The sequence below is a fragment of the Pelobacter seleniigenes DSM 18267 genome (assembly GCF_000711225.1).
Lineage (GTDB): Bacteria > Desulfobacterota > Desulfuromonadia > Desulfuromonadales > Geopsychrobacteraceae > Seleniibacterium > Seleniibacterium seleniigenes.
The window spans coordinates 362,332-387,778 of record NZ_JOMG01000005.1 but is presented as its reverse complement, the minus strand read 5'-3'; the positions used below and the strand labels follow the sequence as shown (position 1 = coordinate 387,778).

Sequence of the window (25,447 nt, the reverse complement as noted above, 5' to 3'; positions counted from 1 at the left end):
TCTATTCATGCACGCCTCCTGGAAGGCGATACAAATAAGACGTTACCAATGTAGCTCAGCCGCAAAGCTAAGTCAAAGAACAGTCGGTGTCTAGCAAATATCCAAAGGAATAAAAAAAACGGCGAATCTCCTTTTGCGGAAACTCGCCGTTTTTCTTTTTTATGGTCGGGATGAGAGGATTTGAACCTCCGGCCCCTTGACCCCCAGTCAAGTGCGCTACCAGACTGCGCCACATCCCGTCAAATTTGACAGCGCCGCGAATTATGTTTTATTCAACCTCAGTTGTCAAGGATAAATCCTTGATTATTTTCGCCGATCAAAAACCCGGCAGGCTTTTCCTTCATGGCGTTTGATCTTAGCGGGTTCCACCAGTTTGACCTTGGCGCTGACACCCAGCACCGACGCCAGTTTTTTTTCCGCCTGTTCGATGAAGGAACGCTGCTGTTTCATCTCATCAAAAAAGATCTTCTCGTTGACTTCAACCTGCACTTCCAGGGAATCCACGTTGTTGACCCGGTCGATAATCAGCTGATAATGGGGTTCGCATCCTTCGATCTGGAATAGAATCTCTTCGATCTGGGTCGGGAAAACGTTGACTCCTTTGATAATTAACATATCGTCGCTACGTCCGCGAGTCTTTTCCATGCGCGCCATAGTTCGGCCGCAGGAGCATGTTTCATAGTTGAGTCGGGTGATATCCCGGGTGCGATAGCGGATCATCGGAAAGGCTTGTTTGGTCAGGCTGGTAATGACCAGTTCGCCGACGGAGCCTTCCGGAAGCACCTCACCGGTGTCCGGATCGATGATCTCGGCCAGGAAATGATCCTCAGCCAGGTGCATTCCGGATTTATGCAGACACTCCCCGGCAACTCCCGGTCCCATAATCTCCGACAATCCATAATTGTCTGTCGCAATAATGCCGAGCCGGTTTTCAAGCTCGTTGCGCATTTGTTCACTCCAGGGTTCGGCCCCGAAAAGGCCCACCCGCAGAGCCAGGGAATGCGGGTCTATCCCCTGCTTTTCCATCCGGTCGGCCAGGGTCAGCCCGTAAGATGGCGTACAGACCAACGCTGACGATCGATAATCCTGCATGATCATCAATTGTTTGTCGGTATTGCCGCCGGACATGGGAATAACCGATGCGCCGATAGCTTCCGAACCGTAGTGCAGACCAAAAGCGCCGGTGAACAGCCCATAGCCAAAAGCGATATGGACAATATCCTCGTCGGTAACCCCGGCAGCAGTCATGAACCGGGCCACCAGTTCGGTCCAGGTCTGGATGTCCTGCTTGGTGTAGCCGACTACGGTGGGCTTGCCGGTTGTGCCGGAGGAGGAATGAATCCTCACAACATTGCGCATGGGCACAGCAAACATACCGTAAGGATAGTTCAGTCGCAGGTCGTCCTTGGTCGTGAACGGCAATTGGTGCAAATCCTCCAGAGTTTTGAGATCCTGGGGAGCGAAACCAACCTCCCTGAATTTGCCCTGATAGCAGGGAACATTTTCACTGACCAGATGCAAAGTGGTTTGCAGGCGTTGCAGCTGCAGCGCCAGGAGCTGCTCCCTGGGCTGGCATTCTGCGCTGGGATTCCAGATTTTTGGGTCGCGATTCATGGTTGAAGTAATACCTTAGAAAATATTCCAATACTCTGAAATAACAACTAGATTGAAGTGATTGTGCTCCCCTTGAGAATGGTGATCCCGTTCTCAGCAAGAACCCGAATCGCTTCATCTGTATCATCGAAACGGAAGATAATCACTGCGTTGTCGCCAGACCGTTCGACAAACGCATACATATATTCGACATTGACATTATTTTGATCAAGGATATGCAGAATAGAGGACAGCCCACCGGGACTATCCGGCACCGCCACTCCGATGACTTCGGTCTTGCTGACCGTAAATTTGTGTTCGCGCAAAACCTGCAGGGCCTTCTCACTGTCGTCGACGATCAGCCGCAGAATACCGAAATCAGAGGTGTCCGCCAGCGACAAGGCGCGGATATTGACCCCGGAATCACCAAGAATGCCTGATACTTCGGCGAGTCGCCCCGATTTGTTTTCGATAAAGATCGAAATTTGTTCAACTTTCATTGAAAACTCCTTTGCTGAGCAGCTGGTCAGGATTCTTTCTGGCGGTTATCGATGACCCGAACGGCTTTTCCTTCGCTCCGGGCGATAGTTTTCGGTTCAACCAGCCGGACATTGCAAGTCACGCCGAGCAGGTCTTTGATCTCTTTACGGATTCGCTGGGACAACCCCTGGAGCTCCTTGATTTCGTCAGAGAAACTCTGCTCATTGACTTCCACCTGAACCTCAAGGGTATCCAGGGTGCCATCGCGGTCGACAATCAGCTGATAGTGAGGCTCGACCTCTTTGATGTTAAACAGCACTGATTCGATCTGGCTCGGGAAAACATTGACTCCGCGGATAATCAGCATGTCGTCGCTGCGGCCGCTGAGCCGCTCGATCCGACTGTGAGTCCGCCCGCAGATGCAAGGTTCTTTGCTGAGCCGGGTAATATCCCTGGTGCGATAACGAATCAGCGGAATCCCCTCCTTGGTAATGGTGGTGATAACGAGCTCCCCCTTTTCACCCTCGGGAAGCACTTCGCCGGTCTCTGGATTGATAATTTCCGGGATGAAATGATCCTCCCAGATATGCAGACCGTGTTGGGCTTCAACACATTCAATACCGACGCCAGGTCCGAGAATTTCCGAGAGGCCGTATATGTCGATGGCCTTGATGTTCAGTTTGGCTTCAATCTCCAGGCGCATCTTTTCGCTCCAGGGTTCGGCACCGAAAATGCCGACCTTCAGGCTCAAATTGCGAATGTCGATCCCCTCCTCTGCCGCAACTTCGGCCAGAAACAGGCTGTAGGACGGGGTACAGGTCAGCACAGTGGAGCCGAAATCCTGCATGATCATCAACTGTTTTTTGGTGTTGCCGCCGGACATGGGAATGACCGAGGCTCCGACCCGCTCTGCACCATAATGGGCACCGAGGCCGCCGGTAAACAGCCCGTAACCGTAAGCATTGTGAATCACATCACCCTTGTGGGCCCCGGCAGCCACAAAGGACCGGGCCATCAGTTCGGTCCAGGTCTCGATGTCTCGGCGGGTATAGCCGACCACCGTAGGCTTGCCGGTGGTTCCGGACGAGGCGTGAATGCGCACAATCTGTTCAAGAGGCACGGCAAACAGCCCATATGGGTAGTTGTCCCGCATATCCTGTTTGAGGGTAAAGGGCAGCCGTTGCAAATCATCAAGCTTCTTGATATCGGCAGGTTTGATGCCAAGCTTGTCTAAAGCATTTTTATAAAAGGGAACAGTCGCATAAACACGGGCCACGGTCTGTTGCAGGCGTTTCAGCTGCAACGATTCAATGGCTTCGCGTGGCAGTGTTTCGAATTCATCATTCCAGATCATGGCTCATACCTCCCGGGGAAAATTTAATGCTCGCCACAGCCCAGAGCGAATGCTTTCAGGTTAACTTCGAGCAGGCGTTCCGGAATCATTTTCCGCAGCGCAGTCTGCCAAAGCTGCGGATCGAAATCGAGAGTTTGCGACAGGGCTCCCAACAAAACGGTATTGACCGTTTTCGAATTACCGGCCGCCAGGGCGAGTTCAAGTCCGTTGACGACTGTTGTGGCGGGATGCTGACGACGGATGGTTTCCGCCAAATCGGCCGGATACGGCTGTTTACCCAGGGCAACGGAGGGAGGGGCAATTTTCCAGTCATTCATGACCACCCGTCCGTTTGGCCTCAACAGTGGCAGGTAGCGGCAGGTCTCCAGCATCTCAAAACTGAACAGAATGTCGACCTCCCCTTCGGGAATGATCGAGGAATACACCTTTTCGCCATAACGGACATGGGAAACAACGCTCCCACCGCGTTGGGACATGCCATGAATCTCATTCTTCTTAACGTCAAGCCCGGCGAGCAGCACGACTTCGGAAAGAACTTCACTGGCCAGAAGAATACCCTGTCCGCCGACGCCGGCCAGTAAAATGTTAGTGGTTTTACTCATGATTGGTCACCATATTCCTGGAAAGCGCCAAAGCCGCAGGTCTGCTGGCAAACCTTGCAGCCGACGCAAATGATTTTGTCGATATTCGATTTTTTCTTATCGCTATCCCAGGTGATGGCCGGACAGCCCAACCGCAGGCAGGCTTGGCAGCCTGTGCATTTATCATGATCCACATACAGCGGAGAGCGGCGCTCCAGATTGTCGCGGGGGACCAATACGCACGGACGTGACGAGATAATGACCGAAACTTCGGGGCGAGCCATCTCCTCGCGGATCGTTTTCCGGGTCAGGGAAATATTGTAAGGATCGATAATGCGGATATTTTTGACACCCACGGCACGGCACAACTGCTCCAGGTCGACCTGGTAGGTCGGCTGCTCGCTCAAAGTGTAGCCGGACGCCGGATTTTCCTGGCGACCGGTCATGGCCGTGATCCGGTTATCAAGGATGATCACCGTGGCGGTCGACTGGTTGTACACCATATCCATCAGACCGTTGATGCCGGTGTGAAGGAAGGTCGAATCGCCGATCACCGCAACGACCTTACGCTGCTCTTCGGCGGACAGAACCTTGCTGATACCCGTGGCATTGCCGATGCTGGCGCCCATGCAGACACAGGTATCCATGGCTGAGAGGGGCGGCATGAAACCGAGGGTGTAACAACCGATATCCCCGGTAACATAAGCTTTGGCCCGGTTCAATTCCATGAAGATGCCACGGTGTGGGCACCCCGGGCACATGTTCGGCGGCCGCTGGGGTAATTCGGCAGAGGTGTCTTCGGTCGGCACCGAACCGCCGAAAAGTCCCTGTTGCAGACGACCAGGCGTCAATTCTCCGCACAGGGAGAGTTTCTCCTTGCCGACCACCTTAATTCCCATGGCCCTGACCTGCTCTTCGATAAACGGGTCCAACTCTTCGATGACATAAAGAGTCTGGTGGTTTCTGGCCGCAAAGTCTCTGATCAGCTGTTTTGGCAGCGGGTAAACCATACCGATTTTAAGAACATCCGCTTCGGGCAGGATCTCTTTCACATATTGATAGGAAACTCCGGAGGTGATGACACCGACCTCCCCTGCCCCGTCTTCGATGCGGTTGAACGGTTGGCTGCAGGACCATTCTTCCAGGTCCTTGATGCGCTGTTCCACCACCACATGCCTTTTCCGGGCATTCCCCGGCAACATGACCAGCTTGGCGGGGTCGCGACTCAATTTTGGCTGGGGAATCTCCTTTGGCCGTTCAGCAATGTTGACCACTGATTTCGAATGGGAAATCCGTGTGGTACTGCGTAAAAAAACCGGGGTGTCGAACTGCTCACTAACCGCAAACGCCAGCTTGGTATAGTCGAGTGCCTCCTGGCTATCACTCGGTTCGAACATCGGCACCTTGGCAAATTTGGCGAAATTGCGGTTGTCCTGTTCGTTCTGAGAGGAGTGCAGCTCAGGGTCATCAGCAGTCACCAGAACCAATCCTCCTCTGACCCCGGTATAGGACAGGGTGAACAGAGGGTCGGCTGCGACATTGACCCCGACATGCTTCATGGTCACAATCGCGCGAGCGCCACCGAAACTTGCACCGATACCGACTTCGAGGGCGACCTTCTCATTGGGAGCCCAAGAAGCGTCTATCTCTTTGTAACGGGTTATATTTTCAAGTATTTCCGTACTAGGGGTGCCTGGGTAAGCACAAGCCACCAGCACCCCAGCTTCATAAGAAGCACGCGCTATGGCCTCGTTACCAGAAAGCAGAACTTTAGCGTCCATGTCATTCCTTAAAAAAGCAAAAGTTAACAGAGCGGCAAGAAAGGAAAGCCCCCGGAATAATAGAAAATCGTTTTGATTGTGTCAATCGTACAGGTTGCTTGAACCTGCATTCGGTGGGCAGGGAAAAAGGTTTACGGAGAGAAGAAGGACCAGGATATTCAGAGGTTGAGCAGGATCCCCTCCAGCAGTCCGGAATCGGATATTTTCAGGTCGTTCTGAGAAAATTTTTGGCTCAGACAGAGCAGAATTTCGATGCCGGGAATGATCAGGTCGCCGCGGCCGGCTTCCATGCCCTGGAGCGCTTCCCGTTCAGCAATACTCAATGATTCAAGTTTTATCTTAAGATCTTTTAGCCAATTCGCTGAGATTGAATGATTGTTGATTTTATCAACAGCATAGACTTCAAGCTCTAGATGGATTGCCGCCAGGGTGGTCACAGTCCCTGCGGTACCGATCAGCTGGAATGAATAGGACAACAGTTGTTGTGCTTTGAGAAGACAGTAAAAATCATCAAAAGCCTTTGCAATCAGCTCTTGCCGAGCTGCAGCGGAGGCACTCTCTTCACAAAGCCGCACCACACCTAGTGGATAACTTTTCTGGCAAACTGTACGGCCGTCGATGACACAGATAAGTTCGGTGCTGCCACCACCGATATCAATAATGATGGCAGCCTGCGGCAGTGGCGAAATAACCGACAGGACGCCGGCCGTGGTCAGTTGGGCTTCCTCTTCTCCGGAAATTATTTCCAGGTTAAGCCCGGCTTCTGCTGACACCAGATCAAGGAACTGCTGACGGTTCATTGCTCTCCGGAGGGCTTCGGTAGCCACCGCCCGGTAATTTTTGACCTGCCGCTCTTCCAGGGTTGATTGAAAATATTTTAAAGCTTCCAAGGTCCGTTGCATGCTGGCAACGGTCAATCCGGCGGTGTCGGTCAGCCCTCCGGAAAGCCTGGTGACACGGCGTAAATAGAGGTCTGTAGTGCACTGTCCCTGAGCGCCTGAGCTAATCAGCAACCTGACCGTATTGCTGCCGACATCGATGGCTGCCTGCATCTATTTTTTCCCCTGGATCGCTTCGGAGACATTAAACGTATGGTCACCGATCTTTTCAAAACTGTGCAACATATCGATATAGACAAGTCCGGGTTGGACGGCACATTCACCGGTATTGAGGCGAGCGATGTGATTCATCCGCAACCGTTCCTCCAGCTCATCGATGGCATCCTCGTATTCAATCGATTTCTCGGCGATATTTTTTTCTACCTTATCCATGGCAGCAATGATAAAGGCAAGAAATTCAAGGGCTTTCTCTGACAGAACGGCCATTTCAGTTTCGCCAAGGTGGGAAAAATTGATTTTCTCTTCGATTTTACGGGTGCCGAGTTCCCAGAGATTCTCACAATGATCGCCGATCCGTTCAAGATCGTTGACCATGTTCATCAATGAACCGATCGCTTCCGAAGTGTCGCTTGAAATGGATTTTTGAGACAATTTGACCAAGAACGCCATGACCTCTTTCTGCAGGATATCAACCAGGTCCTCTTTCTTCTCCAAATTGCGGATATGTTTGTAATCACCATCTTCCAGAAACTGAATGGTCTCGTCAACCATCTCCTGAACAATCTGGGCCATCCTTTTGGTTTCGCGGCGGGCTTGCCCGATTGCGACCGGCGGTGTGTTCAGTACGCGATCATCAATGAATTTGACCTGAAACGTTTCCAAGTCTTCCTCACCGCGAATCGTCAAAGTGGACAGTTTGGCAAGTAGCCCGATCAAGGGCAGGAAAATCAGGGTATTGATTACGTTAAACAGGGTATGGGCGTTGGCAATATGACGGGCGATATATGGCTTGTCTCCAATTGCTCCGGCAAAGCTCTGGGCCTGGGCCTGAGTCTGAATGATAAAATCAGGGTTGCCCGGGGTGATTGCCATGACGACTTTAAGAAACACCGGAAACAGAATGAGGATATACAAAACACCGAGGGCATTGAACAGAAAGTGGGAAAAGGCGGTTCTTTTGGCGGCCAGGTTGGTGCCGATAGCAGCCAGGTTGGCAGTAATTGTGGTGCCGATGTTTTCTCCGAGGATCAAGGCGACGCTGGCTTCGAATGAAATTAATCCGGAACTGGCCAAGGCAAGGGTAATCCCAATCGTGGCGCTGCTGCTCTGGACAACCACAGTCAATAGCGCACCAATCAGCACACCCAGCAGTTTATGATCGCCGACATAAAGGAACAGCTGCCGAAAATCATCGCTGGCCTTAAGCGGGTCAAAAGCCATTTTCATGGTGGACAGGCCAAAAAACAGTAGACCGAAACCAAGAATAATTTCACCGATGTAGCTATACTGCTTGTTGCGACTGAATAATTTAAGCCCAGCACCCAGGCCAATAGCGGGAAGAGCAAACTTGGTAATCTTGAAGGCGATCAATTGAGCGGTTATGGTCGTGCCGATATTGGCACCGAGGACAACCCCGATGGACTGGACCAGCGACAGCAGTCCGGCGTTGACAAAACCGACCACCATGACCGTTGTTGCACTTGAAGACTGGATAATTGCAGTCACGGCGATGCCGACCAGGGCTCCGATCAACCGATTGCTGGTCAGAGCAGACAAAATTTTGCGCATTTTGTCGCCGGCGATTTTCTGCAATCCTTCCGACATGGTTTTCATGCCGAACAGGAACATTCCGAGGCCGCCCAACAATCCAAAAATCAATTGTTGACTGAACAATACCGACATGATCTCTCCGTTCGTCCATTAAAAAAATAACATTCTGCTCATAAAAAAACAGAAGATCGTCATATATAATCTTCTGTTTTCCGCGCGAATACTATAATGCAGGGCTATTTTTCTCAACTAAAAAAGGCCGCCGAAAACAGATCGACGACCTTGGTCAGGGCGGGAATTATTCAGTCACTCAGGAATGAAACCGGCCCTCCAGGAAACAGATTTGATAAAAGTTGCTAACTCGCGCAACTGAAGACAGCGAGTCGCCGAGCTAGTTTTTATCTGGGAACGGCCCTTTTCCGCTGTGGCGGTGTCAATCTGCGAGTTTCTCGTGCGACGTAAAGGACTACGCCTCCACGCAACTTCTTGATTTCCCTGCCACAAAGAAAAATTGCTCGTTTCCAATCTGAAAACTGAGCCGTTGCCTTCGGAGTTTCCGCATGGCAACGGGCTATTTTCTTCGCCCGGAACACGCCATCAGCATGGTTCGGTAATCTTTTTTTGCCTGTCGCATTTTAGCGGTAAAAATCCGCATGATATTGAGGCCAAGCTGCAATGCCAGACGCGGTTTTTCTCCTGCCAGGGCATTGAAATGTTTCCGATTGAGCACATAGAGCAGGGAATCTTCAGCAATCCGGGCGGTTGAGGCACGTTCGCCACCATCGATGACGGCGAGCTCACCAAAAATATCACCGGCTCCGAGTACAATCATAATCTGTTCGTCGGTTTCGGCCAGCATCTGGGAAATCTGAACAGTTCCCGCCTTAATCATATAAAGGGATTCCCCGGGCATGTTTTCAACAAAGACCGTTTTCCCTTCAGGCACTTGTCGAACGGCAAAAATGCCACTGAGGAACTCTATTTCCTTTGCTGCCAGACCATTAAACAGCGGACTATCCGTCAGGTCGGAAAAATCTACAACACTCACGAGAACTTCCTTTCAGTCAATCGATGTCCGCTTCAGTCTTTATAACGTTCGACGTAATCGAGATAATTTGCGGCGGACTGCTTCAATCCGGCAATCTCCTGTTCCGACAGATGCCGTTTGTATTTCGCCGGTGCTCCCGCAAACAGGGTGCCGGACGGAACATGGGTTCCGGGGACAACCAAAGCCCCGGCAGCAATCATGGCGTCGTCCTCAATGAGCGCATCGTCCATCACAATGGCACCCATACCGATCAGACAACGGTTGCCGATCCGGCAACCGTGCAGAGTGACATTGTGACCGATTGTGACGTCGTCACCAACGATGGTCGGATGGGTGTCATAGGTCACATGAATCACGGTGCCATCCTGAACGTTGGTCCGAGCACCTATTTTTATATAATTAACATCTCCTCGAATGACCACGTTGAACCAGATGCTTGAGCCGGCGCCGATTTCAACGGAGCCGATAATTTCAGCAGATCCGGTCCGAAAAACAGTGTCATCGAGTTTGGGGGTTATTCCTTTGAAAATATGCAGCATTTGTCCACCTTTAAAAAACACAATAAAAAGACCCCCTCACGTGTTCGTGAACGGGTCCTTCAAAAAGCCGTTGTAGAGCATACCCGAATCGGATCAGCTGTCAACACGCTCGCGCAATTCTTTTCCAACCTTGAAGAAAGGCAATTTTTTTTCATCAACCTTGATGATTTCTCCGGTTTTTGGATTGCGTCCCATATAGGCTTTATAGTCCTTGACCATAAAACTGCCGAAACCTCTAATTTCAATACGATCATTGTCGATAAGGGCCTGCGACATTGCATCAAAAATCAGATTGACAATCTGCTCTGACTTTTTGTAGGTCAAGTTTTTTTTGATTGATAATGCCTCTACCAATTCAGACTTGTTCATATTGCCCCCTGAGGCTTGAGCCGTAAATGAGTTCGCAATTTTAGGATATTTTAGAGACTATACAACATACTCTTGTCATGTCAACAAGAGTAACATACATTTCAATAAGTTGGCTCGCAAGTCTGAGCGTCAGATAATTGTAAACGGTGACAGAGTCCAGATGACTTTCGCCTCTTCGCTGCCGATATTTTCCCAGCGATGGGGCAGATGCGACTTAAAGCTGATACTATCCCCTTTTTCCAGAATATATTCCTCATCGACAATCGTCATTTTCAGTCGCCCTTCCAGCATGTAAATAAGCTCGTCACCCGGATGATACATGTTTTTCAGGCCGCTTTTCCCGCCCTTCTGTACCGTGCAATAAAATGACATGAATTGCGGATCCCGAAGTCCGGAAGTGAATGATTCAGTATGCATGTTGTGCTCATCATCGTAGACAGTCTTGTCTCTTTGCCCAGGTCGGCTGTGAACCACCTCATGGGAACTGGCGACATCTTCGACAAAATAATTGATGCTTTTATCGAATACTGTTGCCAGACGCATGAGAATTTCAACGGAAGGGATGGTTAAACCGCGTTCAATTCTGGATATCATATTGGATGAGACTTGTGACTTTTCAGCCAGGATCTGAATGGTCATATCTTGCTTCAGCCTGATTTCCTTCAGCTTTTTTCCGACAATCTTTTTGACTTGCATATTGTTCAAGCTCCCTAAAAGAGATGTTGATCAGACATTTGGTGGTGGTGATACGATCCAGAGTATCCGGGATTGCTGCGGACTGTTATTTTTCCAACTGTGCGGAAGGGTTGCTTTAAAGCCGAGGGAGTCCCCTTTTTCAAGGTGATATTCACGCCCCTCGATCTTGAAGTCAATGCTCCCATCGAGAACCATGGCAAACTCTTCGCCGGTATGCACCATGCCACCTTCGCCGCTGTCGCAGTAAGGTTCCAGGGTGTCAATAAAAACCGAGAAGCCCGGATCCCGCAATCCCTTCAGTAGGCTGGTGATCTGATGCTTGTCTTCAAAAAAGAAAATCGGATCGCCACCGCCGGAAGGAGTGTGAATGATCGTACTCCCCTTTTCCGCCTCCTCGACAAAATAGCTCAGGCTCAGGCCTAGAGCATCGGCGAGTTTCATTAGTATTTCGACAGAGGGGATGGTCAGACCTCGCTCGATACGCGAAATCATGTTGGATGAGACGTGTGACATCTCAGCGAGTTCTTGAATTGTTTTGTCTCTTTTTAGCCTGGATGTCTTGAGTTTCCGCCCGATAAGTTTTTTGACCATTTCACAACACTCCATAGTAATTTTAGAATGTCGTTTTACCACTCAGGCTAAAAACTGTCAACTCTATATGAGATAAACAGAGCACCAAATGGTAACTTGATTCAATGATAAGGCTTTTCGACTGAAATTAAAGGAGTTGACTTACTTTTGATCATCCGTTCCCAGTCGCGGCAACCGGCCCTGATGAACAAACTAAGCGAGCCACCATAGCAAGATATCAAACGACATTACAGGTTTCGAAAACGCATTGGAATCGAAATAATCATTTGATGAGGGCAGTGCCATTGAGTATCTAAATACTCTATCCTGACCAGTAAATTCAATGAGTTATAAATTTTCTCCGAAATGAGCTAAAGACGCGACGAGGACCTGTCGAGGTCTGATAAAGGGGCAAATTTATCACTGCGAAATGTCTTCTTATAGAGCGGTTTGCGGCAGCAGATCAAGCAGATCGCGAATGAGGGTGAGCAGTTCCATCGGCTGAATAGGTTTGTTCAAGAGTGGGACCCCTTCCCGGACGAGCCCTTGCTCACGCAGTGAGTCGAACGTATAACCACTCATAAAAACGACCGGGATAGCGGATTTTTTCCGAATTTCCTGAAAAAATTCCGGGCCTTTGATGCCGGGCATAACAACATCGGACAGAACCAGGGCGAGCCTTTCTCTCTCTTTATCGAGAATTGCCAGGGCTGATTCGGCGCAATCACTGTCGATAACCTCATACCCCACTGCGGACAGGATGCTGTGGGTCGATTCGCGCACCAACGGATCATCCTCAACCAGCAGGATGGTTTCCTTTCCACCCGGTAATTGGCCATGCTGATGAACCGGTTGCAGATAAACCTCCCGGTCGGTCAAGGGCAGATAAATCTTGAAGCAGGTTCCCTCATCTTTGCTGCTTTCAGCCAGGATATAACCTTTGTGCTGTTTGACAATGCCCCAGGCCATGGCCAGTCCAAGCCCAGTCCCCTTGCCTGTATCCTTGGTCGTAAAAAACGGATCAAAAATTTTCTGCTGTAAATCTTTAGGAATTCCAATGCCGTTGTCCATGACGCTGACCAGGGCGTAGAGTCCCGGCTCGCCATAGCCGTAGACATCGCAGAAGGCGGAATCAATTTCAGCAATTTCGGTCTTGATAGTCAGTATCCCGCCGTCCGGCATTGCGTCACGAGCATTGGTCGCCAGGTTCAGCAACACCTGCTCGAGTTGAGAAGCGTCCGCCAGGACAACCATTCTGTCTTGTCCAAGAGTCAGAACATGTTGAATTCTTTCTCCAATGACCTGACCAAAAAGATCATGCACTTTGAGAATCAGTTGATTAAGATCGACCGGGGTGGATGGTTCGGATTTTTTACGGCTGTATGCCAGCAGACCATGGGTTAACTTGGAACCGCGCTCTGCGGCCTGGCCAATTTTGCTGATTTTTGAGAGCAGCTTGTCATGATCCGCATACTGTGCTTTGAGCAACCCAACGTAACCCGAAATAACGGTCAGAATATTGTTGAAATCATGGGCAATACCGCCGGTGAGAGTGCCGATCGCTTCCATGCGTTGCGACTGCTGCAGCTGCTTTTCCAAGGTTTTCCTGCGGGAGATGTCAATAAAGGTGACCACGCCGCCGACCAGCTGCTGCTCATGGAACATCGGGTGTCCCCAATATTCGACCGGAATCCTGGACCCGTCGTTACGGTAAAAAAAGCCATCCTCGCTACTGATTTTCTTGCCTTTGACGATGGCCGCAATAAACGGACATTGGACCGGCTGCTCAGCCAATGAATCTCTTTTGCCCGGGGGCTGAATCAGTTTCCAGAAACATTGGCCGACGAGATCGGCCTCTTCATTATGGCCAAGTAACAGTAGCGTTGACGGGTTGCAAAAGGCCACCTTCCCTTCCAGGTCTATCCCAACGATCGCTTCCGCTGTGGAATTGAACAGGGTCCGCAGCATTTCTTCACTATGGGACAATTCCCGGACATAGTGGAGGCGTTCACATTCCGACGCGGCCCGTGAGGCAATAATTGACAGTAACTCCTCGACATGGGCGACCTGCTGCAATGGTTCTTTGGAATATGCGCAGACAGCGCCCAGAATCCGTCCATCGTGTGCCCGCATAGGAAATCCGATGAAACAGGCATTCCCGCACAGCTGAGAAGCGTCTAACGAGGGAAAAAGCAGTCCGGCGTCCCGCGGATAAAAACAGAATTGCCCTTGGAGAAGCTCCGAAAATGGTGAATCGAAAATCGACAGCTGGGAAGGAGTCTGCCATGTCCCGGCAAAATAACTCGCCCTGATCTGTAATTGATTATCATTGAAAACGCCGATACAGGCGCCATCGACATTGAGCCAAAGGCAGAGATTTTTAACAATTTCCTCAAGGCATTCCTGCCCGGTCAGGCCGACCGTACTCCGCACCAGGGCTTTAATGGAATCTTCGTATTTGTTCCTCAGACTGACATCGCGAGCAACAGCCAAATAAACCATTTTGCCATGCAGACTGGCTTGGCGACAACTGATCTCCACATGAGCCCAGGATCCGTCTTTGCCTAGCAGGTCGGTTCGGAAAATTGCCTCTCCTGCGGCCTGTAGTTCATTTAGAATCTGCACAAAAGCATTGCCGTCTTCAAGAGCAGTTCTGTCGATATCAAATGGGCTGAGACGACACAGCTCCTCCTCGTCATAGCCAAGAATGCTGCGTGCCGACCGATTCATTTCGAGATACCTGCCCGGGGTTCCATCCGGCAGACATTCGCAAATCAAAACCAGGTCGGATAATTCCTGGAACAATTGATAATATTGTTGCTCGTTGTCATTGATTGCCATTGAATCCAGTCCGAAAAAAAGAAGGGAAGTATTTGAGTATTTTCGAAGCTGACCGCCTATCAAATTAATACATCTGCCTGTAGATGCAAACACATTTGTTAAACTTTATAGATCAATGCACTGCTGCCCGGGAGAACCTGTCATGGATGCATGTAAATTTTATATTCAGGATCAGCGTATCGCTTATTTTTCCATGGAGATCGGCCTGAGCGCTGAAATTCCAACCTATAGCGGTGGGCTTGGCGTGCTGGCCGGGGATACGATCAAGAGCGCAGCCGATCTGAAGATACCCATGGTCGCGGTAACCCTGCTGTATCGAAAAGGCTATTTCCTGCAGCAATTCGACACCACTGGCTGGCAGCAAGAGTCGGATATCGAATGGTTTCCTGAAAATCACATGGAACTATTGCCACAAAAAGCCATGATTACGATCGAAAATCGCGATGTTAAATTACAGGCTTGGCTGTATCGCGTGAAAAGTCCTACCGGCGGCGAAGTTCCGGTGCTGTTTCTGGATACCGATATTCCCGGGAACGACGACCGGGATCGGGCCATTACCGATCATCTCTACGGCGGTGATAAAACCATGCGCTTAAAACAGGAGATCGTGCTCGGAATCGGTGGCGCGCGGATCTTGAGAACCCTCAATTTTTCCATCAAAAAATATCATATGAACGAAGGGCATGCGAGTCTGCTCACAGTGGAGCTGCTAAATAGCGCCAGAATGCCCCTGGATCAATCTTTTCTCGAAAACGGGAGCCCTGTAGCGGTCCAACAGATTATCAATCAATGCGTCTTTACCACCCACACTCCGGTTCCGGCCGGGCATGATCGGTTTGATTACGCACTGGTCGAAAAACTCATGCCGCCGGAATTCAGCCTCGAGATGTTGAAAGAGCATTCAGACGATAATGAATTGAATATGACGCTACTGGCCATGAATCTGAGTAAATTCATCAATGGTGTCGCCAAACGCCACGGCGAGATTTCTCAACGCCTGTTTCCAGGGTTCAAAATTCATGCGATCACCAACGGCATTCATCCTTTTACCTGGTGCTCCCCTTTTTTCGTCAACCTGTTCGATGAGTATCTGCCGGGCTGGGCTAACGAACCAGAATTATTGGTCCGGGTCGACCATATCCCAGACCATGAAATCTGGGACGCCCACTGTGGCTCAAAGGCGCTATTCTTTCAGTATATCCGTGAAAAAACCGGAATTGACCTCAATCTGGATCAATTGACCATAGGCTTTGCCAGACGGGCTGCAACCTATAAACGCGGCGACCTGATTTTTAAAAACCTGGACCGGTTGCTAGACATCGGCACAGGTAAATTGCAACTGGTTTTTGGCGGCAAAGCCCATCCCCGGGATAACGAAGGGAAGCAGGTCATTCGCAATATTATTCAGCACGCCGAAAAAATGCGCGGTAAGATGACCCTGGTTTATCTGGAAAACTACAATATGGAAATTGCCGGGCAGTTCATCCCCGGCGTGGATCTCTGGCTCAACAACCCCATGCGTCCCCTTGAGGCATCAGGAACCAGCGGCATGAAGGCGGCACTTAATGGCGTGCCCAACTTCAGTGTCCTGGACGGTTGGTGGATCGAAGGACATATGGAAGGAATCACCGGTTGGGCCATCGGGCCGCCGCCGGAAACGGTCGGGGTTGAAGATAATCGAGTGGATGAAGACCTGGAAGACATGTATTCCAAACTCGAGCAAAAAATCATCCCGCTTTTTTACCAGGATCGGGCGGGCTGGATTGCGGTAATGAAAAACGCAATCAGTAAAAATGCTTACTACTTCAACACCCACGTCATGATGCGTCGCTATGTCACCGAGGCCTATATTCACTAACGGAAGCCAAAAAGACAAAAGTTTGAAGAAAATTAACTTTTCATAGCACTACAACTGTGATAATTTTCGGCGGTTCAAAATAAAACAACAAGGAGACATTGCATGACAACAGTTTTGATTGGCCTGCATATTATCGTATCAATTGCCTTGATCGTTATCGTGCTACTGCAAATGGGTAAAGGAGCGCAGGCAGGCGCTTCGTTCGGCGCAGGTGGAAGCCAAGCCATGTTCGGTTCCACAAGCGGGAACTTCATGAGTAAAATCACTGCCGGTGCTGCCATTATCTTTATGCTGACCAGTCTGTCGCTGGCCTATTTTTATGGCTCCGCATCCTCTCAGACGGTTATGCCGAGCTCGGTTGCCGCACCAGTACAGACTCCGGCAGCTCCTGCAACTCCGGTTGCGCCGACCCCGGTTGCCCCGGAAAAAAAATAATTAAATTCTCTATTGACAGTTGGAAGGACGTTCAGTATATATACTTCCCGCTTGCCGAAGTGGTGGAACTGGTAGACACGCCATCTTGAGGGGGTGGTGACCAATTGGTCGTGCGAGTTCGAGTCTCGCCTTCGGCACCAAAGTTAGCCCTCAAAAATCCCTGCAGAATTTATCTTCTGCAGGGATTTTTTGTATTCAGCCTCTGCTGCCCCCCCTATCCCTGATGCTTAAACATCCCATCCATTCCCGGGCGCCCACCGTGGACATTTCATCCATATTCTGTCCCTATTGAGTGATCAACGTACTTCTTTACACAACTGTTATGTTGATTGTTTTAATTAACAATTGGGAACATTTTTAGATAATACTTGAAACTTTTAACTATTTTGAGTTTAATATATTTTAACTTTATTGAAGTGTAGTTACGGGGGGATGTCGACAGTTCATGAATCGCTAGCTAGTTTTCATCCGGAAACGGCCCTTTTCGTTGTGGCGGTGTCAATCTACGGGTTTTCTTGTGCGGCGTAAAGGACTACGCCTCCGCGCAACCCCTTGATTTCCTTGCCACAACGAAAATTTGCTTGTTTCCAATCTGAAAACATAGCCGTTGCCATCCGGAGTTTCCGGACGCCAACTAGCTAATTAAAGAGGTATCGTATGCCACTGACCGGTGAACTGGAACAACTGCCGATAGTTGATGTTATTCAATTGATCCACTCCACCAGAAAATCGGGGACTCTGAATGTTTATAGCCGCAAGGGCGAAGGGCAACTGGTTTTTCGTGATGGTTATATCATTTGTGCAACCCATTCAAGTGATGATCTGAAAATCGGTAAAATCCTCGTCGAAAGTAAGATCATCAACGAGAGCGACCTTAAAAGAGCTCTGATCAGTCAAAAACTGGCCGGCGAATATCGTAAGCCGCTGATTGCGACCCTGCACGATCATTGCGGCCTGTCCAAGGATTCGGCTTACAAGGCCCTTGAGACCCTGATTGAAATGACTGTCGTGGAAATGGTCAGCTGGAGTCGTGGGGTTTTTACACTGGATACGGAGACGGTTCTCATCAACGATGAGTATCAATATCTCCCCACTCACCTGCAGGACGTCAGCCTGGACACTCAAATGGTGCTGATGGACGCTCTGCGGATTTTTGATGAGAAGGTTCATGCCGGGGAGATCAAATTAATAGACGAAGGCGAAGACCTGGAGGGGTCTACTCCAATTGGGGTTGTTGAGGAAGAACAGCCAGAGTATACCAGCGAGGACGTTGTCGTTTCCGAGGATATTCTGGGTCTTGCCGATCTCGATAAAATCGAACGGAAAAAACCATCCACATTTCAGGTTCTGGAAGCGTTCGATCCGGCGGATATTCACCGTCAGGTCATTGCCCGCACCCTGCCAACTGTTTCGGAAAGTTTTTCTGATGCCATGGTCGACTTTCTGACCCGCGTCTCCTTGCCCCTGCCGGACGAACCACTGGCCCTTCATCCGGCGGTCAGATCGCAGGCGGTCATTCTTTACAGCGATGACGAGTTCTTGCGCCATGCGATTATGACGGTTTGCAAACGCGAAGGTATCCTGGCCTTTGCCCCCGAGGACGAGGAAGATTTGGAGCGGGTTGTTGACCGAACCCTGAAAAAAATCCTTGAACCGATTGTGGTGTTCGGCTGCCCTAACCCGGCGGCAGAACATTTTACCAAGCAGGGGCTGATGGAACTGCGCTCGCGCATGATGCTGCAGCATCCGGATATCTCATTGATTCAACTGGCTAGTCCGGGCGATTATTCTTTTTCACTGGAATCATTGAATGATGGAATGAGGGCGGTTTTCCCTTACCCAGACCCTTCACAGCAAAATGATGCACCGGTAGTGGATACCATCCAATTTCTCAATTCGTTCAGCACCTATATCCGCAGCTGCTTCAATGAAGAACGGCGTCTGCAATTCTCCAAGTTGCGCAACTGCCTGTCCAGCCTGCGCCTGCTTAAAAAAGCACCGGATATTTCCTTGTTGCTGTTGCAGTTTGTCGGCGAATTCTTTGCCCGCAGCCTGACGCTGATTGTTGATCGTGATGCGCTGATTGCTGAACGCAGTATCGGGATTATCAGTGATCTTGCTACGGGCCCTGCCCCGCCCATGAAAACCAGGATTCCGATTCGGAAAAAATCGCTTTTTCAACAGGTCATCAGCAGCGGGGAGAGTTTTTTTGGCAGTTCGGATGACGACATGCTGGGGGATCTGCTTTATCCTGAGATCGGCGTCCCTGCCGACCCGACTATTCTGCTTTTGCCATTGAAAAGCAATGATCGAATCATTACAGTTACCTATGCAGATTTTGGCCATCAGAAAGCCAAAGATATTTCGCTGGATTTTCTGGAATTCTTTGCCGGTCAGGCGGGAATCTCGATGGAAAACGCATTATTCAGAAAGCAGCTAAAGAATTCTGCATTGCCTGATGTTGTTCATTAAGGAGTCCGCATGGATATCAAAACCCTCAACCAGATTCTGGAAATCGCGTTTGCAAAACGCGTCTCCGACATCCACTTTGAGGTTGACAATCCGCCTTTCTTTCGCGCCCATGGCCAGCTTTTGCGCTCCAAACTGCCCGATCTGAAGCCGCAGGACACTGAGTTCATCGCGGCCACCATCATGGCGAAAAATAAACGCAAGTTGCCCGAAGATTTTTCCGAGTTTGATGCCTCTTATGCCTTGGCTAACAGTGGTGGACGGTTTCGGGTCAGTATCTTTCGACAAAGAGGGAATATCGGCATTGTCATGCGGGTTATCCCCCCTGAAATAGGCACGTTTCAGGATCTGAAACTGCCTGGGGTCCTGGCCGAGATCGTCAAGGCTCCCAACGGACTGGTGCTGGTAACCGGACCAACCGGCAACGGTAAATCCACGACCTTGGCATCGATGATCAATCATATTAACGAAAAATATGCCTATAACATCATCACCATCGAAGACCCGATTGAATTTCTTTTCAAATCGCAAAAAAGCTGCATAATTCAGCGAGAAGTCGGCATTGACACCCAGAACTTCAGTTCGGCCCTGAAAGCGTCGCTGCGCATGGACCCGGACGTAATCATGGTTGGTGAGCTGCGGGACCTTGAAACTATTGATGCCTGTATCAAGGCATCGGAAACCGGACACCTGGTATTTTCAACTTTGCACACCCAAAGTGCGGTTTCGACTATCAACCGGATTGTCGGCCATTTTCCACCGGACACTCAGGGGATCATCCGGCAGCGACTGGCGGACATTCTTGTCGCAACGGTCTCTCTCCGGTTAATTGAAGACAAAAGTGGGGAAGCGGTTCTGCCCGTGGTGGAAGTCATGCGAACCACCACCACCATTCAGGCCTGTATCCGTGAAGGTAACCTCGACGAAATCGGCAGTCATATTGAAAAAGGCAGTGCCCAGTACCAGATGCAGTCAATGGATCAGCATTTGATTCAATTGTGTAAGAAAGGCCTGATTACGGTTCGGGAAGCCAAACGGGTTTCGACCTCAATGGACCTGGAGCGAAAACTCACCTTTACTTAAGCTCAGCTCTGCTGTTTTCAATAGGAAACGGCCATCAACTGTCTTTGATGGCCGTTTCCGGATAGTGACTATTTTTCCTTGTTTTGTTGCTGAAGTTATCGCAACCTTGCGGCTACTCTATCCAACCGGTATCCCCGCTTCCCTGTCGCAAAACTTCGATACTATCATTAAGCAGACTAATGACGGTCGAAGCCTCATTCATGGAAATGCCGCCGTCAACAACCATATCAACCAGGTGTCCCAGGTGTTCATTGATTTCATAGGGGTCAGCCGGGGTCTGTTCTCCGGAAATATTGGCGGAAGTGGTCACCAACGGATGGCCGAGTTCCTTAACAATAGCCTGGCAGATGGGGCTGTCGGGGATTCTGATGCCGACGGTTTTTTGTTTGGTGCTCAAGGAGTCTGGAACCACCTTGGTAGCGTCCAGAACAAAAGTATACGGACCCGGCAGATGGCGCTTCATAATTTTAAAGGCAAAATTACTGACCTGGGCATAGCTGGAAATTTCAGCGAGGTCGGTGCAAATAAAGGAAAACGGTTTATGACTGTCCCGTTGTTTAATCTGAAAAATCTTTTTTACACCTTTGCGGTTGAAAATGTCGCAGCCGATCCCATAGGTTGTGTCCGTGGGGTAAATGATGACCCCGCCCTGTTTAAGGCATTCAACAATCTGCCGAATCAGGCGCGGTTGAGGATTAATAGGGTTGATTGAAATAAGCATATCGAGTCTCCCGGTAGAGTCCAGTGTCGCCTACCATAGTAGCCGGAGAAACCCATTAAAGCAACATTTTCAGGTTGGGAACCTGGCGCATTTCTGCATAAATATCAGTCAGTTGTTGATAACTGTGAAGCATGACCAGAATTGATACGGCCTGATAGTTACCTTGGCCGCTGGGGCGGCAGCGAACTGCATCCTGTGACACCATGGCATGCTTTTTCACCGCTTCGATAATTCCTTCCTGAAAAATATCGCCGGCCAGGCCGACCGCCTTAAATTGAAAATGGCAGGGAAAATCGAGCAACTCTTCAGGGTTGGTTTGTTTCACGCTGTTCTCCGTTTTTACCGGTATGGCCGAATCCTCCTGCCCCTCTGGCTGTGTCGTCCAATTCGTCCACTTCTTTTAAAACCGCCTGACACACCGGCGCAACAATAAGTTGGGCAATGCGATCACCACTTTGAATGACAAATTCTTCATGACCATGATTGATCATAATGATCCGCACCTCGCCACGATAATCGGCATCAATGGTCCCCGGTGAATTGACCAGGGCAATCCCGTGCTTGATCGCCAGTCCGGAACGAGGCCGGACCTGGATTTCAAAACCGACCGGAATCGAAAAGGCCAGCCCGGTTGGGACCAGACAACGTTCTCCCGGCTGCAGCCGCAGCTCTTCATTGACCATGGCACAGACATCCATCCCGGCGGCGAGATCCGTCATATAGCGTGGTAACACGGCATCTTCATGCAGCTTTTTAACCTGAATGCAGGGTTTGTCCATTTTGTTCATCCCGTTGATACAAAAGCCGGTGAAAAAAATTTCACCGGCTGATTGATTTCGTAGCTGTAACTGCTGAGGATTATTCTTCGGGCAGTTCCAGGCCTAGCGCTGCCTTGCGGGACAGCTTGATTTTACCTTGCCGATCAACACCGATACATTTGACCAGGACCTGATCCCCTTCATTGAGCACGTCGGTGACATTTCTCACCCGCTCGTTGGCCAGCTCAGAGACATGGACCAGACCATCGGTGCCCGGGAAAATTTCCACAAAGGCACCAAACTCCATGATCTTTTTGACGGTACCCATGTAGAGTTTGTCGACTTCAGCTTCCTGAGTCAGGTCACGAATCATCTTGATGGCTTTCTTGGCAGCAAGGCCATCAGCAGAGGCAATATTGATGGTGCCGTCATCCTGGATATCGATGGCGCAACCAGTCGCATCGATGATGCCGCGCACATTCTTCCCGCCGGAACCGATAACAGTCCTGACCTGGTCGGGCTTGACCTTGATACTGGTAATCTGCGGTGCATATTTGGACAATTCGCCACGCGGAGTTGCCAGAGCTTTGGCCATTTCACCGAGGATGTGAATCCGGCCGGCCCGAGCCTGCTCCAAAGCTTTTTGCATGATTTCCTTGGTTACGCCGGAAATCTTGATATCCATCTGCAGTGCGGTCACGCCGTTTGCGGAACCGGTGACTTTGAAATCCATATCCCCAAGATGATCTTCATCACCAAGGATATCGGAAAGAACAGCGATATCATCACCTTCTTTAATCAGTCCCATAGCGATACCTGCGAGAGGCTCCTTGATCGGAACCCCGGCATCCATCAAAGACAACGAAGCGCCGCAAACGGAAGCCATGGACGAAGATCCATTAGACTCGAGAATATCGGAGACGATCCGGATGGTGTAGGGAAAGTCTTCATGTTTGGGAAGCACCTGGGCGGCACTACGTTCGGCGAGCATACCGTGGCCGATTTCACGACGGCCGGGGAACAACCGCATGCTGGTTTCACCGACACAGAACGGCGGAAAGTTATAGTGCAGCATGAATTTTTTGAATTCCATGCCCTGGATGTTGTCCATCCGTTGCTCATCAACGGCGGTTCCCAGAGTGGTGGTTACCAGGGCCTGGGTTTCGCCACGGGTAAACAGAGCGCTGCCATGGGCCCGCGGCAGAACACCGACTTCGCAGGTGATCGGGCGGATGGTTTCCATGTCCCGGCCGTCAATGCGGATCCGGTCACGGGTTACCATTCTCCTGACCACCATTTTTTCAACCGCGCCGAGGGCGGCGGCGATTTCATCAGCGCGTCCTTCATACTGTTCAGCCAGTTGTTCCTGAATGGCAGCACGATTATCGGCCAGGGCGGCATAACGCTCCTGTTTGCTCCGGATTTTGACCGCTTCAACGACTTTGGCTTCGGCCAGTTCGGTAACCTTGGCGACCAGCTCCTCATCCTTCTGCGGCGGTTGGAAAGCGCGTTTTTCCTTGCCGACCAGCTTGGCTAGCTCTTCCTGAATGGTGATCAGCGGCTGCAGTGCTTCATGACCGAAGAAAATTGCATCCAGCATTTCGGTTTCGGTGAGGAATTTAGCTTCACCTTCAACCATCATGACCGCATCACGAGAACCGGCGATAACGATTTCGACATCGCTTTGTTCCATTTGCTCAAGGGTCGGATTGGCAATAAGCTGTCCTTCGACCCGACCAACCCGAACTGCGGCAATGGGGCCATCAAAAGGAATGTCCGAAACACTGACGGCAGCTGAAGCAGCGACCATGGAGAGGGTATCGGGATCATTGACCAGGTCGGCAGAAATAACCGTCGGCATCAATTGGGTTTCAAACATATACCCTTTTGGGAACAACGGCCGCATGGGACGGTCGATGAGGCGGCAGATCAGGGTTTCTCGCTCGGTCGCTCCGCGCTCGCGGCGGAAGAACGAACCTGGAATTTTACCGCTGGCATAGAATTTTTCAGAATAATTAACGGTCAGCGGAAAGAAATCCTGACCTTCACGCATGGTTTTGGCGGAAACGACCGTACAGAGAACTTTGGTTTCGCCATAGGTAACAATGACAGCACCGTCAGCTTGACGGGCAACTTTTCCAGTTTCAATAGTCAGGGGCTGACCATTGAATTCTACTTCAACCTTTTGATAGGCCATAAAATATTTACTCCTTGAAACAGGGAATCCGGCCTTCCGGACTCCAGTGATGATTTCCAGTAAGGAGGATGGCCCGAGACAACACCCGCCGTAAAGCCGGACATTCTCTCCGGACAGCCTCCTCTACCAGACCAAAAGACAAAAGCAGCATGTCCCTGACGGACATGCTGCTCTTTTTAACGGCGGATACCGAGAGCCTTGATGACCGTTCTGTAACGCTCAACATCCTGCTTGATCAGGTAATCAAGCAAACGGCGACGCTGACCGACCATTTTCAACAGTCCCCGGCGGGAATGATGGTCTTTTTTGTGGGTTTTGAAGTGATCTGTCAGATAGGTGATTCTCTCTGTCAGAAGAGCAATCTGGACTTCCGGCGAACCGGTATCACCTTCATGCCGCTTAAATTTTTCGATGATTTCTTGTTTGCGTTCTGTGCCGAGCACTGTTGTCTCCTTTTTTTGTTTTCGATAAAGCCAGTGGCGTGGCTGTTTTTCAATATCTTCAGGCTGCGATTTCTACCATAGTTAAAGCGTATCTGTAAAGATTAAACTATCTTTTTCTAATGACTTACAAAGACGCGAATAAGTTCGAAATCGCCGCGTTTTTCATTTTCACGTAAAGGTGCGTAGCGCGCCATAGCGACCAACTCTCCTGCGGCCTGCAAACGCACCACAACTCCAGGTTCAGGCGTCTGATCCAAAGCAACCTCCTCAACCTGGGGCGGGATGCCGAATTTCAACCGGGCCAAACCTGAATCGTTCAAAACGACAGCCGGCAGGTTGCGTAGAGCCGAATCAGCTGATATTAGAAACTGTTGCTTATCAGCGGTATTCCCTAATTCTTCCAGCGTGGTACATTCGTCGATGGAGAAAGGACCCGTCCACAACCGACGTAACGAGGTGATATGCGCACCGCACCCCAGCACTTCACCTATATCATGAGCCAGGGAACGGATATAAGTCCCTTTCGAACAGTCTACTTCTATCGTGACCTGATCTGCAACTGATTCAATGATATCCAGGCGAAAGATTTTGATTCGACGGGTCGGCCGTTCGATCTCCTTCCCCTGCCGGGCCAACTTATAGAGTGGCACCCCGTCTTTTTTTAAAGCTGAATACATCGGTGGCTGCTGATCGATTTCACCAGTAAAGCGGGCACAGATGTCGGCAAGGCTCTGACTCGATATTGAGGGGACCGGACGCTGCAGAACAATCTGACCGTCACTGTCAAGCGTATCCGTGGTTATGCCAAGTTTAAAAGTGGCGCGATAACTTTTATCCTCAGCAAGCAGGAATTGCAAAATCTTGGTTGCGTTGCCAATGGCAATCGGTAATACCCCAGTAGCCAGTGGATCAAGGGTTCCGGCATGGCCGACTTTGCGGGTTTTGAATAATCTTCTGACCTGGCGCACACAATCATGCGAGGTCAACCCAGCGGGTTTATCTAAAAGGAGAAGTCCGTGCAC

23 protein-coding genes and 2 tRNA genes are annotated in these 25,447 nt (G+C 50.2%); 5 read left to right on the top strand and 20 right to left on the bottom strand.

What is annotated here, in order from left to right; translation table 11 throughout:
* Positions 1–162: 162 nt before the first annotated feature.
* The 14 genes from N909_RS0123005 to N909_RS24990 form a co-directional block, all read right to left on the bottom strand.
* Positions 163–239 (bottom strand) — tRNA-Pro (locus N909_RS0123005).
* Positions 240–303: 64 nt separating this feature from the next.
* Positions 304–1,614: a phenylacetate--CoA ligase family protein gene (locus tag N909_RS0123000; protein ID WP_029918451.1), complete on the bottom strand. Its 1,311-nt coding sequence runs from the start codon at positions 1,612–1,614 to the stop codon at positions 304–306.
* Between the two features lie 47 nt (positions 1,615–1,661).
* A complete protein-coding gene (locus N909_RS0122995; RefSeq protein WP_029918450.1) occupies positions 1,662–2,093 on the bottom strand; it encodes an ACT domain-containing protein in 432 nt (143 codons plus the stop codon).
* A 26-nt stretch (positions 2,094–2,119) separates the two neighbouring features.
* Positions 2,120–3,427, bottom strand: a complete 1,308-nt coding sequence (locus N909_RS0122990) for a phenylacetate--CoA ligase family protein (RefSeq protein ID WP_029918449.1) — start codon at positions 3,425–3,427, stop codon at positions 2,120–2,122.
* Between the two features lie 23 nt (positions 3,428–3,450).
* The gene (locus N909_RS0122985; protein WP_029918448.1) at positions 3,451–4,029 is read right to left on the bottom strand and encodes an indolepyruvate oxidoreductase subunit beta; all 579 of its coding nucleotides are present in this window, start codon (positions 4,027–4,029) and stop codon (positions 3,451–3,453) included.
* A complete protein-coding gene (gene iorA / locus N909_RS0122980) occupies positions 4,026–5,789 on the bottom strand; it encodes an indolepyruvate ferredoxin oxidoreductase subunit alpha (protein WP_029918447.1) in 1,764 nt (587 codons plus the stop codon). The genes N909_RS0122985 and iorA overlap by 4 nt, the downstream gene beginning before the upstream one ends.
* Positions 5,790–5,947: 158 nt before the next feature.
* Entirely contained in the window at positions 5,948–6,841 is an 894-nt protein-coding gene (locus N909_RS0122975; protein ID WP_029918446.1) for a Ppx/GppA phosphatase family protein, read from the bottom strand.
* Entirely contained in the window at positions 6,842–8,530 is a 1,689-nt protein-coding gene (locus N909_RS0122970; RefSeq protein WP_029918445.1) for a Na/Pi cotransporter family protein, read from the bottom strand.
* Between the two features lie 439 nt (positions 8,531–8,969).
* Complete coding sequence (locus tag N909_RS0122965) at positions 8,970–9,446, bottom strand: cyclic nucleotide-binding domain-containing protein (RefSeq protein WP_029918444.1); 477 nt, start codon at positions 9,444–9,446, stop codon at positions 8,970–8,972.
* A 32-nt stretch (positions 9,447–9,478) separates the two neighbouring features.
* Entirely contained in the window at positions 9,479–9,985 is a 507-nt protein-coding gene (locus tag N909_RS0122960; RefSeq protein ID WP_029918443.1) for a gamma carbonic anhydrase family protein, read from the bottom strand.
* 93 nt (positions 9,986–10,078) lie between these two features.
* Entirely contained in the window at positions 10,079–10,354 is a 276-nt protein-coding gene (locus N909_RS0122955; RefSeq protein WP_029918442.1) for an HU family DNA-binding protein, read from the bottom strand.
* Between the two features lie 129 nt (positions 10,355–10,483).
* Positions 10,484–11,050, bottom strand: coding sequence for a helix-turn-helix domain-containing protein (locus N909_RS0122950; protein WP_029918441.1), 567 nt, complete (start codon positions 11,048–11,050; stop codon positions 10,484–10,486).
* Between the two features lie 30 nt (positions 11,051–11,080).
* On the bottom strand, positions 11,081–11,641 hold the full coding sequence (locus N909_RS0122945) for a helix-turn-helix domain-containing protein (protein WP_029918440.1): 561 nt from the start codon (positions 11,639–11,641) through the stop codon (positions 11,081–11,083).
* A 417-nt stretch (positions 11,642–12,058) separates the two neighbouring features.
* Entirely contained in the window at positions 12,059–14,461 is a 2,403-nt protein-coding gene (locus N909_RS24990; RefSeq protein WP_051690074.1) for a PAS domain S-box protein, read from the bottom strand.
* Between the two features lie 142 nt (positions 14,462–14,603).
* Between N909_RS24990 and glgP the strand changes: the two genes are divergently transcribed.
* The 5 genes from glgP (at position 14,604) to N909_RS0122915 (ending at position 20,306) form a co-directional block, all read left to right on the top strand.
* Positions 14,604–16,319 (top strand): alpha-glucan family phosphorylase, encoded by a 1,716-nt coding sequence (glgP, locus tag N909_RS0122935; protein ID WP_029918438.1) that lies wholly within the window; start codon positions 14,604–14,606, stop codon positions 16,317–16,319.
* 102 nt (positions 16,320–16,421) lie between these two features.
* The gene (secG, locus tag N909_RS0122930; protein WP_029918437.1) at positions 16,422–16,754 is read left to right on the top strand and encodes a preprotein translocase subunit SecG; all 333 of its coding nucleotides are present in this window, start codon (positions 16,422–16,424) and stop codon (positions 16,752–16,754) included.
* A gap of 53 nt (positions 16,755–16,807) precedes the next feature.
* A tRNA-Leu gene (locus N909_RS0122925) sits at positions 16,808–16,894 on the top strand.
* A gap of 517 nt (positions 16,895–17,411) precedes the next feature.
* The gene (locus tag N909_RS0122920; protein ID WP_029918436.1) at positions 17,412–19,226 is read left to right on the top strand and encodes a DUF4388 domain-containing protein; all 1,815 of its coding nucleotides are present in this window, start codon (positions 17,412–17,414) and stop codon (positions 19,224–19,226) included.
* 9 nt (positions 19,227–19,235) lie between these two features.
* Positions 19,236–20,306 (top strand): type IV pilus twitching motility protein PilT, encoded by a 1,071-nt coding sequence (locus tag N909_RS0122915; RefSeq protein WP_029918435.1) that lies wholly within the window; start codon positions 19,236–19,238, stop codon positions 20,304–20,306.
* Between the two features lie 112 nt (positions 20,307–20,418).
* Here N909_RS0122915 and N909_RS0122910 read toward each other — a convergent pair whose 3' ends face one another.
* The 6 genes from N909_RS0122910 to truB all read right to left on the bottom strand — a co-directional run bounded on the left by N909_RS0122910 (position 20,419) and on the right by truB (position 25,447).
* Positions 20,419–21,027 (bottom strand): L-threonylcarbamoyladenylate synthase, encoded by a 609-nt coding sequence (locus N909_RS0122910; RefSeq protein ID WP_029918434.1) that lies wholly within the window; start codon positions 21,025–21,027, stop codon positions 20,419–20,421.
* A 55-nt stretch (positions 21,028–21,082) separates the two neighbouring features.
* A complete protein-coding gene (locus tag N909_RS0122905; RefSeq protein ID WP_029918433.1) occupies positions 21,083–21,352 on the bottom strand; it encodes a YbeD family protein in 270 nt (89 codons plus the stop codon).
* Positions 21,333–21,806, bottom strand: a complete 474-nt coding sequence (gene dut, locus N909_RS0122900; protein ID WP_029918432.1) for a dUTP diphosphatase — start codon at positions 21,804–21,806, stop codon at positions 21,333–21,335. The genes N909_RS0122905 and dut overlap by 20 nt, the downstream gene beginning before the upstream one ends.
* Before the next feature lie 79 nt (positions 21,807–21,885).
* Positions 21,886–23,982: a polyribonucleotide nucleotidyltransferase gene (gene pnp, locus N909_RS0122895; protein WP_029918431.1), complete on the bottom strand. Its 2,097-nt coding sequence runs from the start codon at positions 23,980–23,982 to the stop codon at positions 21,886–21,888.
* Between the two features lie 176 nt (positions 23,983–24,158).
* Positions 24,159–24,425 carry a 30S ribosomal protein S15 gene (gene rpsO / locus N909_RS0122890; protein ID WP_029918430.1) on the bottom strand — a complete coding sequence of 89 codons (267 nt, stop codon included), beginning with the start codon at positions 24,423–24,425 and terminating at the stop codon, positions 24,159–24,161.
* 116 nt (positions 24,426–24,541) lie between these two features.
* Positions 24,542–25,447 (bottom strand): tRNA pseudouridine(55) synthase TruB, encoded by a 906-nt coding sequence (gene truB / locus N909_RS0122885; RefSeq protein WP_029918429.1) that lies wholly within the window; start codon positions 25,445–25,447, stop codon positions 24,542–24,544.

Excerpts from the sequence above, each read along its gene's own strand:
- N909_RS0123000 (WP_029918451.1), bottom strand. The coding sequence starts at position 1,614 with ATGAATCGCGACCCAAAAATCTGGAATCCCAGCGCAGAATGCCAGCCC.
- N909_RS0122995 (WP_029918450.1), bottom strand. The coding sequence starts at position 2,093 with ATGAAAGTTGAACAAATTTCGATCTTTATCGAAAACAAATCGGGGCGA.
- N909_RS0122990 (WP_029918449.1), bottom strand. The coding sequence starts at position 3,427 with ATGATCTGGAATGATGAATTCGAAACACTGCCACGCGAAGCCATTGAA.
- N909_RS0122985 (WP_029918448.1), bottom strand. The coding sequence starts at position 4,029 with ATGAGTAAAACCACTAACATTTTACTGGCCGGCGTCGGCGGACAGGGT.
- iorA (WP_029918447.1), bottom strand. The coding sequence starts at position 5,789 with ATGGACGCTAAAGTTCTGCTTTCTGGTAACGAGGCCATAGCGCGTGCT.
- N909_RS0122975 (WP_029918446.1), bottom strand. The coding sequence starts at position 6,841 with ATGCAGGCAGCCATCGATGTCGGCAGCAATACGGTCAGGTTGCTGATT.
- N909_RS0122970 (WP_029918445.1), bottom strand. The coding sequence starts at position 8,530 with ATGTCGGTATTGTTCAGTCAACAATTGATTTTTGGATTGTTGGGCGGC.
- N909_RS0122960 (WP_029918443.1), bottom strand. The coding sequence starts at position 9,985 with ATGCTGCATATTTTCAAAGGAATAACCCCCAAACTCGATGACACTGTT.
- N909_RS0122955 (WP_029918442.1), bottom strand. The coding sequence starts at position 10,354 with ATGAACAAGTCTGAATTGGTAGAGGCATTATCAATCAAAAAAAACTTG.
- N909_RS0122950 (WP_029918441.1), bottom strand. The coding sequence starts at position 11,050 with ATGCAAGTCAAAAAGATTGTCGGAAAAAAGCTGAAGGAAATCAGGCTG.
- N909_RS0122945 (WP_029918440.1), bottom strand. The coding sequence starts at position 11,641 with ATGGTCAAAAAACTTATCGGGCGGAAACTCAAGACATCCAGGCTAAAA.
- N909_RS24990 (WP_051690074.1), bottom strand. The coding sequence starts at position 14,461 with ATGGCAATCAATGACAACGAGCAACAATATTATCAATTGTTCCAGGAA.
- glgP (WP_029918438.1), top strand. The coding sequence starts at position 14,604 with ATGGATGCATGTAAATTTTATATTCAGGATCAGCGTATCGCTTATTTT.
- secG (WP_029918437.1), top strand. The coding sequence starts at position 16,422 with ATGACAACAGTTTTGATTGGCCTGCATATTATCGTATCAATTGCCTTG.
- N909_RS0122920 (WP_029918436.1), top strand. The coding sequence starts at position 17,412 with ATGCCACTGACCGGTGAACTGGAACAACTGCCGATAGTTGATGTTATT.
- N909_RS0122915 (WP_029918435.1), top strand. The coding sequence starts at position 19,236 with ATGGATATCAAAACCCTCAACCAGATTCTGGAAATCGCGTTTGCAAAA.
- N909_RS0122910 (WP_029918434.1), bottom strand. The coding sequence starts at position 21,027 with ATGCTTATTTCAATCAACCCTATTAATCCTCAACCGCGCCTGATTCGG.
- dut (WP_029918432.1), bottom strand. The coding sequence starts at position 21,806 with ATGGACAAACCCTGCATTCAGGTTAAAAAGCTGCATGAAGATGCCGTG.
- pnp (WP_029918431.1), bottom strand. The coding sequence starts at position 23,982 with ATGGCCTATCAAAAGGTTGAAGTAGAATTCAATGGTCAGCCCCTGACT.